General features: G+C 35.1%; 14 protein-coding genes. 7 read left to right on the top strand and 7 right to left on the bottom strand.

Features of this window, described 5'->3' with window-relative positions:
• Positions 1-7 precede the first annotated feature (7 nt).
• Positions 8-607 (top strand): hypothetical protein, encoded by a 600-nt coding sequence (locus tag AACZ49_RS00420; RefSeq protein ID WP_339650477.1) that lies wholly within the window; start codon positions 8-10, stop codon positions 605-607.
• 51 nt (positions 608-658) lie between these two features.
• On the opposite strand, the gene AACZ49_RS00415 is transcribed toward AACZ49_RS00420, so the two are convergent.
• From AACZ49_RS00415 to AACZ49_RS00400, 4 genes are all read right to left on the bottom strand, one after another.
• On the bottom strand, positions 659-1,657 hold the full coding sequence (locus AACZ49_RS00415) for an acyl-ACP desaturase (protein ID WP_339650475.1): 999 nt from the start codon (positions 1,655-1,657) through the stop codon (positions 659-661).
• 64 nt (positions 1,658-1,721) lie between these two features.
• The gene (locus tag AACZ49_RS00410) at positions 1,722-2,456 is read right to left on the bottom strand and encodes a metallophosphoesterase family protein (RefSeq protein WP_339650473.1); all 735 of its coding nucleotides are present in this window, start codon (positions 2,454-2,456) and stop codon (positions 1,722-1,724) included.
• A complete protein-coding gene (locus tag AACZ49_RS00405; protein WP_339650471.1) occupies positions 2,453-3,535 on the bottom strand; it encodes a DNA helicase PriA in 1,083 nt (360 codons plus the stop codon). The genes AACZ49_RS00410 and AACZ49_RS00405 overlap by 4 nt, the downstream gene beginning before the upstream one ends.
• Before the next feature lie 41 nt (positions 3,536-3,576).
• Positions 3,577-4,710 carry an SPFH domain-containing protein gene (locus tag AACZ49_RS00400; protein WP_339650469.1) on the bottom strand — a complete coding sequence of 378 codons (1,134 nt, stop codon included), beginning with the start codon at positions 4,708-4,710 and terminating at the stop codon, positions 3,577-3,579.
• 183 nt (positions 4,711-4,893) lie between these two features.
• Between AACZ49_RS00400 and AACZ49_RS00395 the strand changes: the two genes are divergently transcribed.
• Both AACZ49_RS00395 and AACZ49_RS00390 read left to right on the top strand, forming a co-directional pair.
• Positions 4,894-5,838 (top strand): carbohydrate kinase, encoded by a 945-nt coding sequence (locus AACZ49_RS00395; protein WP_339650468.1) that lies wholly within the window; start codon positions 4,894-4,896, stop codon positions 5,836-5,838.
• Between the two features lies 1 nt (position 5,839).
• Positions 5,840-7,780: an alpha-amylase family protein gene (locus AACZ49_RS00390; protein WP_339650466.1), complete on the top strand. Its 1,941-nt coding sequence runs from the start codon at positions 5,840-5,842 to the stop codon at positions 7,778-7,780.
• Here the strand turns inward: AACZ49_RS00390 and AACZ49_RS00385 are convergent.
• The 3 genes from AACZ49_RS00385 to AACZ49_RS00375 are packed head-to-tail and all read right to left on the bottom strand — an operon-like array spanning position 7,777 to position 10,597.
• Entirely contained in the window at positions 7,777-8,913 is a 1,137-nt protein-coding gene (locus AACZ49_RS00385) for an ATP-binding protein (protein ID WP_339650464.1), read from the bottom strand. The genes AACZ49_RS00390 and AACZ49_RS00385 overlap by 4 nt on opposite strands.
• A 43-nt stretch (positions 8,914-8,956) precedes the next feature.
• Positions 8,957-9,709 (bottom strand): SDR family NAD(P)-dependent oxidoreductase, encoded by a 753-nt coding sequence (locus tag AACZ49_RS00380; RefSeq protein WP_339650462.1) that lies wholly within the window; start codon positions 9,707-9,709, stop codon positions 8,957-8,959.
• 12 nt (positions 9,710-9,721) lie between these two features.
• On the bottom strand, positions 9,722-10,597 hold the full coding sequence (locus AACZ49_RS00375; protein WP_339650460.1) for an aldo/keto reductase: 876 nt from the start codon (positions 10,595-10,597) through the stop codon (positions 9,722-9,724).
• 159 nt (positions 10,598-10,756) lie between these two features.
• Here AACZ49_RS00375 and AACZ49_RS00370 point away from each other — a divergent pair, with 159 nt between their 5' ends.
• From AACZ49_RS00370 to AACZ49_RS00355, 4 genes are all read left to right on the top strand, one after another.
• The gene (locus AACZ49_RS00370) at positions 10,757-11,758 is read left to right on the top strand and encodes a MoxR family ATPase (protein ID WP_339650458.1); all 1,002 of its coding nucleotides are present in this window, start codon (positions 10,757-10,759) and stop codon (positions 11,756-11,758) included.
• Positions 11,759-11,858: 100 nt separating this feature from the next.
• Entirely contained in the window at positions 11,859-12,725 is an 867-nt protein-coding gene (locus AACZ49_RS00365) for a DUF58 domain-containing protein (RefSeq protein ID WP_339650456.1), read from the top strand.
• A gap of 59 nt (positions 12,726-12,784) precedes the next feature.
• A complete protein-coding gene (locus AACZ49_RS00360; protein WP_339650455.1) occupies positions 12,785-14,392 on the top strand; it encodes a hypothetical protein in 1,608 nt (535 codons plus the stop codon).
• Complete coding sequence (locus AACZ49_RS00355) at positions 14,393-15,391, top strand: VWA domain-containing protein (RefSeq protein ID WP_339650454.1); 999 nt, start codon at positions 14,393-14,395, stop codon at positions 15,389-15,391.

Below are 15,391 nucleotides of genomic sequence, written 5' to 3'. Positions count from 1 at the left end.
GTAAAACATGAATTTAGAAAATATAAATTGGTGCTGGGTATTACCGGTTTTAGTTGGAATCATCTGTGGTGTATTAGGCTATCTTATTGGCAAAAGATCTTCTAAAGTAATAGATAATTCCATAGAAATATCAAACCTTAAAGCAAGCAACAGTAAGTTAAAAACTGATTTAGATACTTGTAACCAAAAAGTTATTGCTGCTAGTAAAGTTGTAAAACCTACCCCGGTAGCCCCTAGTGCCACAAGTACAAATACTGGCGCTTCTGCCGCCTCTTTCGCTGCTAGTGCTAAGACAAGTAATACTATCGCCTTTGATGCCTCTGCTGCAAAGGCTGCATTTGGAAAGAACATTAAGCAAGATGATTTAAAACTAGTAGAAGGCATTGGTCCTAAAATTGAAGGCATGTTTAAAGATCATGGCATAAAAACATGGAAAGCGCTTTCTGAAACAAGTCTTGCCGATTGTCAAAAGATATTGGATACCGGTGGAACCAGATATAAAATTCACGATCCAGCTTCTTGGCCAATGCAGTCTAAAATGTGCTATGAAGGCAAATGGGAAGAATTGGCCAAATGGCAAGATGAGCACAAACACGGTAAATTGTAATATTGTATACACAAAAAAATCCCAATCATAACTGATCGGGATTTTTTTATTTTATAATGCTCCGTTTGCTTCAACCCATTTAAAATGGTATTGATCTTGTGGAAACTTCATTCGTTCTGCAATTCTTTCCAATCTTTCAGGTAGCTTAATTAAATAATCACGTGCTTTCTCAGCTTCTTCATTCAATGAACGTATTCCGTCTAATTCCCAGAAAGCATTCAATTTGCTCAAAATGTCAACATAATCTTGTGCTGTATACACCCCTAAACGCTGTGCACAATTAGAGAAATTTTCAAATGCTGAACCAATCGTTCCACCTGATTCTCGTAAAAAATGAGCGGGCATTACAATTTTTTTCTTCATCATTTCTGCAAAAGCAATCATCATACCTGAAGGGTCTTCACTAAAAATGGTCTTCACAAATTCTCTATACGCCAAATGATGTCTCATTTCATCACCCGCAATTATAGTACACATTTTACCTAAAAGTACATTCCCTTTTTTCTTGGCCATTTGACCAACACGCTTATGCGAAATGTTGGTTGCCAATTCTTGAAATGAGGTATAAACAAAGTTTTTATATGGGTCACGATCAGTACCTATATCAAAACCATCTGAAATTAAATGTTGAGTGGTTAATTCTACTTCTCTCATATTTACCCTTCCAGATAAGTAAAGATATTTATTTAATACATCTCCATGTCTATTTTCTTCTGCAGTCCAAGCGCGAACCCATTTAGCCCAACCATTAGTTTTATGATCACCATGTTGGTCAATACCAACTACATCCATCAACCAAGATTCATAGGTTGGCAATGCCTCCTCTGTTATTGTATCCGCAACCATGGTAACCCAGAAATCATATCCTAAATCTTTAGATTCTTCTCGTAGTTCTTTTACTTCCTGCAAAAAAGTATCTTTTTCAGAATTAGGCAAAAAGTCTGTTGGCTGCCATATATCTTCAGGCTTTATAAGGAAAGATTTCATAAAACCCTCCACCTGTGGCTCTAATGCCTGCATCACTTCCAATCTTATATTCTTAATCGGCATAATATTATTTTTATTAAAGTTCGTTAATAAAACAACTCCTTTTTATGTAAAGTTAATGGTTTTCTCAGTTTCTGCCATTTTCATTGGGATAAAACGTATAAACAGGATTGCTTTGCCAATATCTTTTAGTGCTTATATCAAACACCGTTAATGGACCTTTAAAGGCTGCTCCTGTATCAATATTCCAAACATTTGCAGCATTTTGCGGCGTAGTCTTTCCAATTCGCGTTACTGGGGTATGCCCAATATAAATCTCTGAGTAATTTTTAAGCCTTTTAGGATAATGTATATGCTCTTTATCTAATTCTTTATTTAATGAAAGTGCCAATTCCCATAGGGTACGATCCCAATAAAAAGTCTTCTTGAAATATTCGAATTCTATTCCTTTTAAATTAGTAAAACCAGCATGTAAAAACAACCTGTTTTCTGAATCTAGATGATAATTCTCTAAGCTTTCATAAAACTTTAGATGCATACATTTGGCTTCTTCAGTAATATTGGCATAAGAATTTACAGTTGCTTCACCACCATGCATAAACCAAGTTGGGTTGTTGCCCGCACCTGTCAACCATTCATAACAAAGTTCATCATGGTTACCTCTTAGAAATACGCAATTATATTCTTCCCTAAGCTGTATTAGATAATTTATGGTTTCAACGGCCTCACTCCATCCATCAATATAATCTCCTAAAAACACAAGAGTATCATTTTCTGTAACAGCCGCTTTTTGAAGTACTTGTTTCAAAGCCTGTAATCCGGAATGGATATCACCTACGACTAGCGTTCTTTTTAAACTCATTTAGCAAAAATCGCAAATACTGCTATGACCGCAAGAATAAAAAGCACTAAAAAGAAAATTTTCCAAAAAGAATATGGCCTATTCCCACTTAAAACACCTGTTTGTCCATTAATATAGAAGTTAAATTCCTTACCGTCATATCTATATGAACTTAGGTAAATTGGAAGCAAAATATGTTTGAATTTTTCATCCGATAATTTAATATCCGCATTGGCTATTCGTTGGGTATCGCCTCCAATATCGCTCCGAATCCAATTATAAGCAATATTCTTAGCCTCTTGAAAAGATTTATGATGTCCCTCTTTTAATGAAACGGAATATTTTTCTGTTACAAAACCCGATAGATATTTTGAATTAAAAACAACTAAATCTCTCAAGTTCCAAAATGCAACTTTAGCTGGAATTTCTTTTCTCTTTTTCTCAGAAGCGTTTATTAAAATATCATCTATAAAACCTTCAACATTACCAGAAGCATAGGTCCATTTAGTTTTTCTAACCTGTCTTGTGCGTTTACCCTTATCACTATTATAAGTTTGAGTCTCATAATAATAATCGCCACGTTGACCTTGATAAGAGGCGAATAGGTTTGCATCAAAAGTCCAGTAAGGCAAATAAAGTCCCTGCAATCCATCTGGATCAAGAGCAGCCTTTTTAAGGTTATCTGGGGCAAACCATATTTTACTTACCCAATCTTTAAAAATAGAATGAGCTTTATTTGAATTGAGTTGAAAAGGCACTAATGCTCCAGGTAAAATCCATCCTTCTTTTTCAATGTCTTCACGAATTAATGGCTCTCCACAATATACACAGTTAAGCGATTTATAATTTTCCTCTACATGCTGATTGGCTCCACAATTTTTACAATGTAAGAGCTCAATAGTTTCTGTATATGCATTCTCACCAACAATTTTTAAGTAGTGTTCTAATTCAAGCTCCTCGAAACTACTTTTAGATTGTTCAATGAATTCTTCATAGCCGCAATATTCACACGTAAGCTGATGTGAGCCTGGTTTAAATTTTAACTCGGCGCCACAATTGGGGCATGCTTTTTTATATTCCGATTTTTGAATATCGTCCATAGTCCTTACCCCTTATGCTTAAAGAGTGTGTTTTTCTGCTTTTATGCTTTTGGTAATGGTGGCGGAGTATTACCTCCTAAAAACGATTTTAGTTCCTCTATTTCTTTTAACTCCGCCCAACTGGCCATACCTTGTTTCCAAATTAAAGAATCTCTATTGATTATTCTACTAGCAAAAAGTTCTTTTAGTTTTTCAAAAGAAACAGGACCAGATTGATGGCCGTTAACTGCATAAAAATAACTTACCTGTAAAGGAACCGGTGGTGGAGCTTGTGTCTGTATTGCTTGACCGCCGAATGGTTGCGCACCTGGCTGACCCATCATACTTCCCATTTGTTGTGCCAATACGAAACCCATTCCAATACCCATGCCTGCACCCGCTGTACCACCTTCATTTTTAGCAGCCAATTCCATCGCTTTCGCAGCTTTAAATTGTGCTAATTTGGCCATATCCAACTTATTTAACCGGCTATATTCAAAAATTTCTTTTTTCAATTCTTCCGGCATCGATACATTTTCGATGTAGAATTTCTCTAACTCAATGCCAACTCTATTAAACTCGGGCTGCATTACCACTTGGCACGTTTCTGAAAGCTCACTGGTATTTGCCGCATACAATTCAATCGGTAAATTAGCCTCACCAACTGTATCGGTAAAGCGAGTAACAATTAAACTTTTTAAGTGTTCATTAATTTCATAATTAGTGAAATTACCATCGGTGCCTACTACATCTATTATAAATTTACCTGGATCATTAATCCTAAAACTATAGGTTCCAAAAGCTCTTATCTCAACTAAACCAAACCTGTCGTCGCTTAACAAAATTGGGTTTTTGGTTCCCCATTTCTCTTCTGTAAACAAGCGGGTATTTACAAAATAAACCTCAGCTTTAAATGGACTGTCAAATCCGTATTTCCACCCTTTTAAAGTAGTTAGAATAGGAAGGTTATTTGTATTTAAGGTATATGTTCCCGGTTTAAAAACATCTGCCAATTGCCCTTCATTAATAAATACTGCCGTTTGCCCCTCGCGAACAATTAACTGCGCATTATTCTTAATTTCATTTTGATAACGTTCAAAACGATGAACAATGGTTTCATTATTAATATCTAGCCATTCGATTATATCAATAAATTCGTGACTTAGTTTTTGTTTAATTTCGTCAAATATGCTCATGGTCAGAATATTTTTTTAAATATGTAATTCAAGATATGGATTTCATCCTCAGACCCAAAAAAAGATGCGTTTTAATTCTAAAAAATAATCTGTTACTACCAAAATTTAATAATTCCTTAAGATTATTTAGGTAGTAGCAACAAATTCTAATTAACTTAGACCTTCTAATTTTCATTTATATCTATGAAAAAGATATTTTGCATTGGCGAATTGCTAATTGATTTTGTTGCTGAAAACCAAGGTAAAGATTTAACAAAAGCGAAGGAATTTACAAAAAAAGCGGGTGGCGCTCCTGCAAACGTATCGTGCGCCATTAGTAAACTAGGAGGTGACAGTGTATTTATTGGCTGTGTAGGCAACGATCCGTTTGGCACCTTTTTATTACGAATTTTAGAAGATGAAAAAGTGGATATTTCGTTAGCACAAAAATCTGACACATTTACCACCTTAGCCTTTGTTTCGTTGGATGAAGATGGTGAACGTGATTTTGTTTTTAGCCGTGGTGCAGATAGAGAACTTACCTATGATTCGTCTCATAAATCTTATTTCAAAAACAACATCATACATTTTGGTGCTGCTACCGCTCTTTTAGGAGGCCCATTAGAGGATGCCTACAGTAGGTATTTATTTGATGGACTAACCAAAAATGCTTTTATCAGTTTTGATCCAAATTATAGAGTAGACCTGTGGAAAAATAAAGTTGATAGTTTTAAACGTAAATGTGAATCTTTCATTGAAAAATCACATTTGTGTAAATTTAGTTTAGAAGAAGCTCAACTTCTGTCGGGCAAAGAAGATGTAAAAGAAGCTTGTAAAGTGCTTCATGAAATAGGCACTGAAATTATCGTTATTACACTTGGTAGTGAAGGAACATGGTTAAGTACCAAAAAATTTCAAAAAACTATACCCAGTATTAAAGTAACTCCAAAAGACACTACTGGTGCGGGCGATGCATTTATTGGATGTCTATTGCAACAAATTGCCAAACATTCTAGTATCGATGCATTATTGGCAGATGAAAGCATCCTTACCAATATGGTAGCTAGGGCGAACAAAGCCGGTGCTATCACCACCACTAATTTTGGTGCCATTGAATCGTTACCTACATTACAACAATTAGATTCTTAAAATGAACCAAGCTGAACTACACCGCTTATTGGCCTCAAAAAGTCAAACAAAAAAAGGCGCGTTACCCCTAAAATCTTTATACGACCAAAGATTGTCAACCAATCTTACTCTTATTAAGACACAGTTTTTTTCTTTATACAAAGACACTGAACATAAAGAATATTTTTTTAAGCTTTTAGATCAATTAAACCATCTTTATAAAGAACGACCTTCTGAATTAAAACAGCAGGACATTGAACGTTTAAATTCTGGAAACTGGTATCAAAGTGAGAAAATGGTGGGTATGCAGTTATATGTAGATCGTTTTAATAAAGACATTAACGGTCTAAAAGAGAAGTTGCCCTACTTTGAAAATCTTGGCATCAATTTTCTGCACTTAATGCCAATTACTACTCGACCTTCTGGGGAAAATGATGGTGGTTATGCGGTAAATAGCTATCATGAAATTGATAGCAAATATGGTACTAAGGATGACTTTCTTGCTTTGACTAAAAAAGCTAGGGAGAAAAAAATATTCTTAATGCTAGATTTTGTCGTTAACCATACCTCCGATCAATTTGAATGGGCTCAGAAAGCAAAAAATGGAAGCCTACATCATCAAAATTATTATTACACTTATTCTGATCGCCTTATACCAGATGAGTTCGAGAAAACATTACCGGAAATATTCCCTCAGTCGGCACCAGGTAATTTCACCTACAATGAGGAAATGGAAAAATGGGTAATGACCTGTTTCAATAATTATCAATGGGATTTAAACTATAGAAATCCTGAAGTGTTTATTGAAATGTTAGGCAATTTAATGTCCTTGGCTAATTTAGGGGTAGATGTTATCCGTTTTGACGCACTTGCATTTTTATGGAAAAAATTAGGCACACTTTCTCAAAACCTACCAGAAGCCCATACACTTATTTCACTCTTTAGAATGTGCCTACAAGTAATCGCCCCAGGGGTTATTCTATTGGCAGAAGCTATTGTTGCGCCTAGAAATATTATTAAATATTTTGGTGAAAATATTACAGAAGGCAATGAATGTGAGGTTGCCTACAATGCCTCTTTAATGGCATTATTATGGAATTCAATTGCTACCAAAAAAGCCTCTTTAATGCTAATGAGCTTGACAGAAATTCCTAATAAACCGAACGATGCTACTTGGATAAATTATATACGTTGCCATGATGATATAGGACTTGGTTATGATGATGATTTTGTGCGATCGATAGGTTCAGACCCTACGGCCCATAAACAATTTATACTAAGTTATTATACTGGTAAATTAGAATGGTCACCAGCAAAAGGGCTAATGTTCATGTACAATCCCAAAAACGGAGATGGTAGAATTACGGGTAGTGCAGCTTCTTTGTTAGGACTGGAAACCGCATTGAAACTGAAAAATATGAATATCATCGATTATGCGATCGCTAAAATTCTTATGATGCATGGCATCATTTTGACCTATGGTGGAATACCTATGATATATGCCGGTGATGAAATTGGCACATTAAATGACTATGCTTACGAGCAAAACGATGACCATGTAAATGACAATCGCTGGGTCAATAGACCTATGCACAATTGGGATGTTGTTTCTGAATTGAAAAAAATCGAAGATAGTCCGTCTTCGATTATTTATCAGGGTTTAAAAAAAATGATTCACTTGAGAAAAGAACATGTCATTTTTCAAGATTTAAATGATGTAAAAATACATGGCTGCCTTAACCAACATATTTTTGCTTATCAAAGAACAAATGGAACCGAAAGCATTTGGGTATTATCTAATTTCAATGAGGTTACCGAAACATTAGATATTGGCTGGTTACTTTCAATCGGAATTCACACTGGTAAGAACTCCATTGATTTACTAACAGGAAATTCCTTTGAACTTATTCATAATGAATTGCCCCTGAAACCTTTTCAACAGCTCTGGATTAAGAATATCTAACTATACTTAACCTTTCTAAGCACCCGAAGCGCCTCTTTGAACGATGCATTTATATTAGGATAGTTGGGCTTTAAGATTTGCCTAGCCTTTTCCATTTGATCTTTAGCTTCCTCAAAACCATTTAAATAACAAATCAGATAGGTATCTGCAAGATAAATTAGGCTTTTAACCTCATTAGGTTCCAAAGCTATTCCACTCTTGGCTTTTGCAACTAAAGCATTGTTGTTTTTAATTATTTCTTCGAGTTTTTTTCGATTATGTTTTGGTGGGTTAAAAAGCAAATCGCTATTAATTTGATAGGTGCCGTTCTCACTAAAATTGATGACTACTTTTTCTAAAGGGTAATATTTTTGCTTAGCCCCTAGTCCTAACTCAACAAACTCTATTATAGTAAAAGAATTATCATCAATACTTATTTTAACCTCATCTAAGTTTGAATAGAACAATTTCACTTGTTCATTGATCAATTCAATATCTACTCTATAATAATACGTTTCGCCGTTAACTACTTTTCTATTGCCTGCCCAACAGACTACAAATTGTTCCTTAAATACTTTATAATCACTTTCTAAATCTTTGTGGCGAAAGTTTAGAAAGTCAATTACACCATCTAAAGTGAGCTCAATATTATTCTTGGCATGTTGTTCAATAGTGGCCACAGCTTCGACATTAGTGCTCTTAAGCTCAATATCGTAGGCTTTTGGTAAACTAATGCTGCCCTCTCGAAAGAAAACCGAACCACCATAATACTTCCAAATATTCTTTCTTAATGAACATAATTTTCCAATAGACCTAATGGTAACCAGACCCACGACCTTACCTTCTGGTAAGTTTGGAAATGGAATATTCTCATAAGATATAAGAGGAGGATTATTTAAATAAGCATTGACCAAATTTTGAATCTTACTATCATCAAAAAAATCTACACCTACTATTTTGTTATCCTCATCTTCAACACCCAAAACAATAAATGAATTGTTCGTAGGGTTACTATTGGCCAATGCACAAACATGTTTTAAAAATTTTGCTTTACCTTCCTTTTCCCCAATATTAATGAAGCGCTTTTTATCGTAAAAACTATTCTCGTCGTTATGTGCGAGTAAGTTTTTTACCAATAAGCGTTTGTTAATCATTTTATAGGTGTTTGACTTTTATCGTTTGTTGAATTTAAAAAAACTAAGATTTATTTACTATAGTTGAAGAAGCCTGAGCAGTGGGCATAACGACCAAGTCGGCAATATTTACATAATAGGGCCTTGTGACTACAAAGTGAATTATATCTGCTATATCTTCTGGTTTTAGTGGCTGAAAACCTTTATACACATTTTCCGCCCTATCTTCATCGCCCTTAAATCGAACATTACTGAATTCGGTTTCCACAAGGCCAGGGTTTACAGCACCCACACGTATCCCATAAGGGTTCAAATCTATTCGCATTCCTTGGTTTATAGCATCTACAGCATGCTTACTTGCACAATAGACATTCCCTTTGGGGTAAACCTCTTTACCTGCAGTGGATCCAATATTTATAATATGTCCAGATTTTCGTTCTACCATTTGTGGGATCAAAGCTTTAGAGACATACAACAAACCTTTCACGTTAATATCTAGCATGGCATCCCAATCCTCAACACTACCTTCTTGTATAGTATCTAACCCATGGGCGTTTCCCGCATTATTGATTAAAATATCGATTTTAGCAAACTCTTTTGGCAGTGATGCTATCGATTCCATTACCGATTCTTTATCTCGAATATCAAAATTTAAGGTGTGTACGTTCACCTCTTTACCCAGTTCTTCTTTTAGAGCATCTAATCTTTCTTGACGTCTCCCACACAAAACTAAATCTATACCGTTGAAGGCAAAATTAATCGCTGTAGCCTTACCAATTCCGCTAGTAGCTCCTGTTATAAATGCTATTTTTTTCATTTTTGTTTTAAATTAAGCAACTTCATATCCTTCGTTTGCTTCTAATAATATAAACCAATCTTGCAATTCCATTTCAATGTTAACAGCTTCCATAGCCATTTTCAATCTTTTCTGCGTTGCAGTACCGACCACAGGATGAATCTTTGATGGGTGTTTTAAAATCCAAGCTAATAATAATTGGTCTTCGGTTGCATTATATTTCTTAATTAAATCGTTTAGAACATTCTTAATCCTCTTGTTCGCTTGCGATTTTTTCTTAAAATAATTACCTAACGGACTCCAACTCATTGCGAGCCTATCATGAACCATACAATCATCTAAAGTCCCATTATTCATTACCTCATTAGATGATAGTGAATATTCTACTTGATTCGCATCGACCCTAGTTTCTTTTTCCATTAGCTTAATCTGTGAAGGCGTAAAATTCGACACACCAAATTGTTTGATTTTCCCCTCTTTCTTTAATATATTAATAGCCTCTGCTATTTCCACAGGGTTCATTAATGGACTAGGCCTATGTAATAAGAGTAGATCCAAATATTCAGTCCGTAGCATTTTTAATGACCTTTCTACCGACGAAATGATATATTCTTTGCTATAATCGTAATGCTTTACTTTATTGGCTCGTCCTTCAGCATCGAACTGAATTCCGCATTTACTTATAATTTGAATATTTTCTCTGTTAATAGCGCTTTCTGCAAATGCTTTTCCGAATTGTTGTTCAGTGGTATAATCGCCATAAATATCTGCATGATCGAATGTCGTGATATTGTTTTCTAAGCAATAATTCATTAGCTCAATCATTTCTTTGGTGGAGTGTTGTTTTCCCCATTTTCCCCAAGTCATAGTACCGGCGATTATTCTCGAATATTTCAATGTATTGTTCATAGGTTAATGAATTTAAAAAGAATTCCCTTAAAAGCTTCATAAAAATAAGGGGTTTTCGCATTTTTTAACCTATCATTAACAGCTACTGACTGAATAAATTTTCAATTTGCATGCCTGTTAAAATTAGAAGCGTTAACAATCAATAATATATAGTTTTAAATGGAAGAAAATACCTCAATTGACATTAGTGCCGTAAATGAGAAAATAGCTCAAGAAAGTGCTTTTATCGATTTATTGATGCTTGAAATGAATAAAGTAATTGTAGGCCAGAAATATATGGTCGAACGATTATTAATTGGTCTCTTAGGACAAGGACATATTTTATTGGAAGGTGTTCCTGGCTTAGCGAAGACATTAGCGATCAACACCCTTTCAAAAGCAGTTAAAGGAAGTTTTAGCAGAATACAATTCACTCCAGATCTATTACCTGCCGATGTTGTAGGAACAATGATCTATAACATGAAGTTGAACGACTTTTCCATAAAGAAGGGTCCTATTTTCGCAAATTTTGTTTTAGCCGATGAAATAAACCGTGCTCCTGCAAAGGTGCAATCTGCTCTTTTAGAGGCGATGCAAGAAAAGCAAGTGACGATTGGTGACGAGACTTTTATTTTGGACAAGCCCTTTTTGGTAATGGCTACTCAAAACCCGGTAGAGCAAGAAGGAACATACCCACTTCCTGAAGCGCAAGTTGACCGTTTTATGCTGAAGACAGTTATCGATTATCCGAAAATCAACGAGGAACAATTGATAATGCGTCAGAATTTATTAGGCAATTATGAAACGGTAAATGCCGTAGTATCCATAGAACAGATATTAAGTGCACAAAAGGCTGTTCGCGAAGTATATATGGATGAGAAAATTGAAAAATATATTCTTGATATTGTTTTCGCGACTAGATATCCAGAAAAATATAATTTAGAAAGCTTAAAACCTCTAATTAGTTTTGGCGCTTCACCAAGGGGAAGCATCAACTTAGGTATTGCCGCCAAATGTTATGCTTTTATTAAAAGAAGAGGTTATGTAGTTCCAGAAGATGTACGTGCCATTGTACATGATGTTCTTAGGCATAGAATTGGAATTACTTATGAGGCAGAAGCCGAAAATATCACCTCTGTAGATATTATAAATAAAATCGTAAACGAGATAGAAGTACCATAAAGTTATCTTGCAGTAATCAGTTCGTGATTGACAATTCTATTTCAATTGCATAATTTTCAATGCTGATTTCTAAAAAGTCAACTCCTGTTTTAAAAACAAAATGGATACCAAAGAGCTACTCAAAAAAGTACGGAAAATAGAGATAAAGACGCGACGTCTATCTGACCATATATTTGGTGGGGAATATCACTCCACCTTTAAAGGTAGGGGTATGACATTTAGTGAAGTACGTCAGTATCAATTTGGTGACGATGTTAGAAACATTGACTGGAACGTTACCGCTCGTTACAATGAACCTTTCATAAAGGTTTTTGAAGAAGAACGAGAACTCACCATGATGCTCTTGGTCGATATAAGTGGTTCAGAACTTTTTGGAACTACCAATCAATTTAAAAACGAAATTGTTACCGAAATATCGGCAACTTTAGCATTTAGTGCTTTAAAGAATAATGATAAAGTTGGCATCATTTTATTCTCTGATCAGATTGAACTATTTATACCACCAAAAAAAGGTAAAACACACGCTTTACGCATTATACGTGAGCTGTTAGAATTTAAACCTAAAAGCAATAAAACGGATATTGCACAAGCATTGAAATTCTTGAGCAGCGTAATGAAAAAGAAAGCTATAGTTTTTGTGCTTTCTGATTTTATTGATGATGGGTATGAAAAAACACTGAAAATTACAGGTAGTAAACATGACCTAACAGGAATTCGAGTCTTCGATGAACGTGAAGAGTCAATACCTAATCTAGGTATGATACAAGTTGAAGATGCTGAAACCGGAAAATTACAATTGGTAAATACCCAATCTAAAAAAGTGCGAAATGCCTATGCAGAATTTCATAGAGAACGGGTTACGTATTTTAAAGAATCGTTTACAAAATCTGGCTGTGGAACATTAGATTGTAGGGTTGACGAAAGTTATGTAAAAAAGTTATTGGGTTACTTTAAAAGAAGAGGTTGATACAAATGATGTATAATACGTGTATAACTAAAAAAGGCATTTCAAATTTACGGCGAAGCATGCCTATGTTCGTATTTATTCTTTTCATAATTCAAGGTTTTGCTCAAGAGAGACCCACTGTAAGCACTGAAATAGACACCACATATATTAAAATAGGTGAACAGGTACATTGGACAGTAACCGTTGAAATTGACACCACGTCAACAGTTATTTTTCCTGAAGGGCAAACTTTTTCTCCATTAGAAACTGTGGAAGCGTTTGCAACGGATACAACCAGAAAAAAAGACCGTTTAACATTACAAAAAATATACGCACTTACTCAATTCGATTCTGGGGCATATAAATTACCCTCTCAACGAATTGAAATAAACGGAATGGGTTTCATGACCGATTCTATGTTGATTAATGTAGCTACTATTCCTGTAGATACTTTGAATCAAAAAATGTACGATATTAAACCGCTGATTAATGTTGAGAAAAGCAATATCGAATTTTGGAAATATATACTCATTGGCATTTTGGCCCTTCTTGTATTTGGAGCACTTTTCTACTGGTTCCTATTGCGCAAAAAACCATTAACAGAAGAGGAGAAAGTAGCTCTTTTGCCACCTTATGATAGAGCGTTATTAGAACTAAAACGTTTAGAAAATTCTAAATATTTAATTCAAGACGAGTATAAACAATATTACTCTGAGCTTACTTCTATTGTTCGTTCTTATTTAGAGGAAGATGCACATGTAACCGCTTTAGAAAGTACTACAGGTCAGTTAATTGAAAAATTAGAGCTATTAAAAGATGCGGGGGAGTTAAAATTGGACGATGACACCATTAAACAATTTCAACAAATATTACAAACGGCCGATTTAGTGAAATTTGCTAAAAATAAGCCTTCGACTTTAGTAGCAGAGCAAGATAGAAAGATGGTAGAGCAAATTGTGGTTAAAACCCATGACGCCCTGCCAGAGCCTACCGAAGAAGAATTATTAGAGCAAGCTGAATACCAAGAGGAACTTAAACGTAAGGCGAAAAAGAAAAAGATAATGGTTGCCATTGTTTCTATTGTAGCCATTATTCTTATAGGCACCACTATAGCTGGTGTAAAATATGGCTTTGGCTATTTAAAAGATTCTGTTTTTGGACATCCAACTAAAGAGTTATTAGAAGGTGAATGGATACGCAGCAGTTACGGTTTCCCACCAGTACAATTAGAGACACCACAGGTTTTAGTGCGACAAGAAGTTAAACTGCCACTAGAAGCAAAAGCAGCAATTGCAGACATACAAGCATTTGGATATACGAGCGCTATTGGCCTATTTACAGCAGGTACAACTTCAATAACACTTAATCAACAGGACGCTGAACCCGATTTTGATAAAACGATAGAACAAATATTATCTAATTTCGAAGGGCAAGGCGCTAAAAATATTATCACCAAACAAGAGGAATTTTCTACTATTAGTGGAGTTAAGGGAGTGAAAGTTTTTGGTAGTGGAGAGTTTTTAATACCCGAATCAAAAGAATTAATAGATGGGAAATACACCGTACTGCTTTTTGGCGGAAAAGGTTTCCAGCAGTATGTTATCCTCACGTGGCTAGAAGATGATACTTATGCCCAAGAAATAGTAGACCGAATTTTGGCATCGGTAGAAGTTAAAACAGAATCATAAATGTTAGAGAATATATCATTTGCAAATCCAGATTTCTTTTGGCTGTTTTTAGTACTGCCAATAGCTATAGTGTGGTATATCTTTAAACAAAAAGAAGAGACTGCTTCGCTTCGCATTTCTAGTACAAAAGGTTTTAGTTATAAAACCATTTTGCCTAAATTAAAACCAGGCCTTTTTTTATTAAGACTTTTGGCACTTGGCGCCATTATTGTTGCATTGGCAAGGCCACAAACTGAAGATATTTCTACTAGAACGAAAACAACTAAAGGTATCGATATTGTTATGGCTATTGATGTGTCTTCTAGTATGCTAGCACGAGACCTAAAGCCAAACAGGTTATCAGCACTTAAAGATGTTGCGGCAGATTTTATCAAGAAAAGACCAAATGACCGTATCGGACTTGTGGTTTACGCGGGAGAAGGTTATACTAAAACACCGGTTACCACCGACAAATCAATTGTACTAAATGCCCTTTCTGAAATCACATACGGCCAATTGGAAGATGGTACGGCCATTGGTATGGGATTAGCCACTTCTGTCAACCGTTTAAAAGAAAGTACTGCAAAAAGTAAAATCATTATTTTATTAACCGATGGAGTCAATAATTCAGGTTTTATAGAACCACAAACGGCATCAGACCTGGCTATTGAATTCGGCATTAAGACCTACACTATTGGCTTAGGAACAAATGGCAATGCCCTTTCTCCTATTGCATATAATGCGGACGGCTCTTTTAGGTATGGTATGCGCCAAGTTGAAATAGATGAAGATTTATTAAAAGATATAGCGCTGGCTACTGGTGGTAGATATTTTAGAGCTACCGATAACGAATCTTTAGAAGAAATCTACGACGAAATCAATAAACTGGAAAAAACGGAGATAGAAGAATTCAAATATTACCGATACGAAGAGAAATTTAGACCATGGGTTTTATTGGCAGGCGCGCTCCTATTAGTAGAATGGATTTTAAGAAATACGCTATTTAGAAGTTTTGTATAA

Origin of the sequence: uncultured Maribacter sp. (genome assembly GCF_963975365.1) — a bacterium.
GTDB lineage: Bacteria > Bacteroidota > Bacteroidia > Flavobacteriales > Flavobacteriaceae > Maribacter.
This window is presented reverse-complemented; position numbering and strand designations above follow the sequence as displayed.

What these genes read in the sequence shown, in the direction of transcription:
- AACZ49_RS00420 (WP_339650477.1), top strand. Translation starts at nt 8, where the DNA reads ATGAATTTAGAAAATATAAATTGGTGCTGGGTATTACCGGTTTTAGTT.
- AACZ49_RS00415 (WP_339650475.1), bottom strand. Translation starts at nt 1,657, where the DNA reads ATGCCGATTAAGAATATAAGATTGGAAGTGATGCAGGCATTAGAGCCA.
- AACZ49_RS00410 (WP_339650473.1), bottom strand. Translation starts at nt 2,456, where the DNA reads ATGAGTTTAAAAAGAACGCTAGTCGTAGGTGATATCCATTCCGGATTA.
- AACZ49_RS00405 (WP_339650471.1), bottom strand. Translation starts at nt 3,535, where the DNA reads ATGGACGATATTCAAAAATCGGAATATAAAAAAGCATGCCCCAATTGT.
- AACZ49_RS00400 (WP_339650469.1), bottom strand. Translation starts at nt 4,710, where the DNA reads ATGAGCATATTTGACGAAATTAAACAAAAACTAAGTCACGAATTTATT.
- AACZ49_RS00395 (WP_339650468.1), top strand. Translation starts at nt 4,894, where the DNA reads ATGAAAAAGATATTTTGCATTGGCGAATTGCTAATTGATTTTGTTGCT.
- AACZ49_RS00390 (WP_339650466.1), top strand. Translation starts at nt 5,840, where the DNA reads ATGAACCAAGCTGAACTACACCGCTTATTGGCCTCAAAAAGTCAAACA.
- AACZ49_RS00385 (WP_339650464.1), bottom strand. Translation starts at nt 8,913, where the DNA reads ATGATTAACAAACGCTTATTGGTAAAAAACTTACTCGCACATAACGAC.
- AACZ49_RS00380 (WP_339650462.1), bottom strand. Translation starts at nt 9,709, where the DNA reads ATGAAAAAAATAGCATTTATAACAGGAGCTACTAGCGGAATTGGTAAG.
- AACZ49_RS00375 (WP_339650460.1), bottom strand. Translation starts at nt 10,597, where the DNA reads ATGAACAATACATTGAAATATTCGAGAATAATCGCCGGTACTATGACT.
- AACZ49_RS00370 (WP_339650458.1), top strand. Translation starts at nt 10,757, where the DNA reads ATGGAAGAAAATACCTCAATTGACATTAGTGCCGTAAATGAGAAAATA.
- AACZ49_RS00365 (WP_339650456.1), top strand. Translation starts at nt 11,859, where the DNA reads ATGGATACCAAAGAGCTACTCAAAAAAGTACGGAAAATAGAGATAAAG.
- AACZ49_RS00360 (WP_339650455.1), top strand. Translation starts at nt 12,785, where the DNA reads ATGCCTATGTTCGTATTTATTCTTTTCATAATTCAAGGTTTTGCTCAA.
- AACZ49_RS00355 (WP_339650454.1), top strand. Translation starts at nt 14,393, where the DNA reads ATGTTAGAGAATATATCATTTGCAAATCCAGATTTCTTTTGGCTGTTT.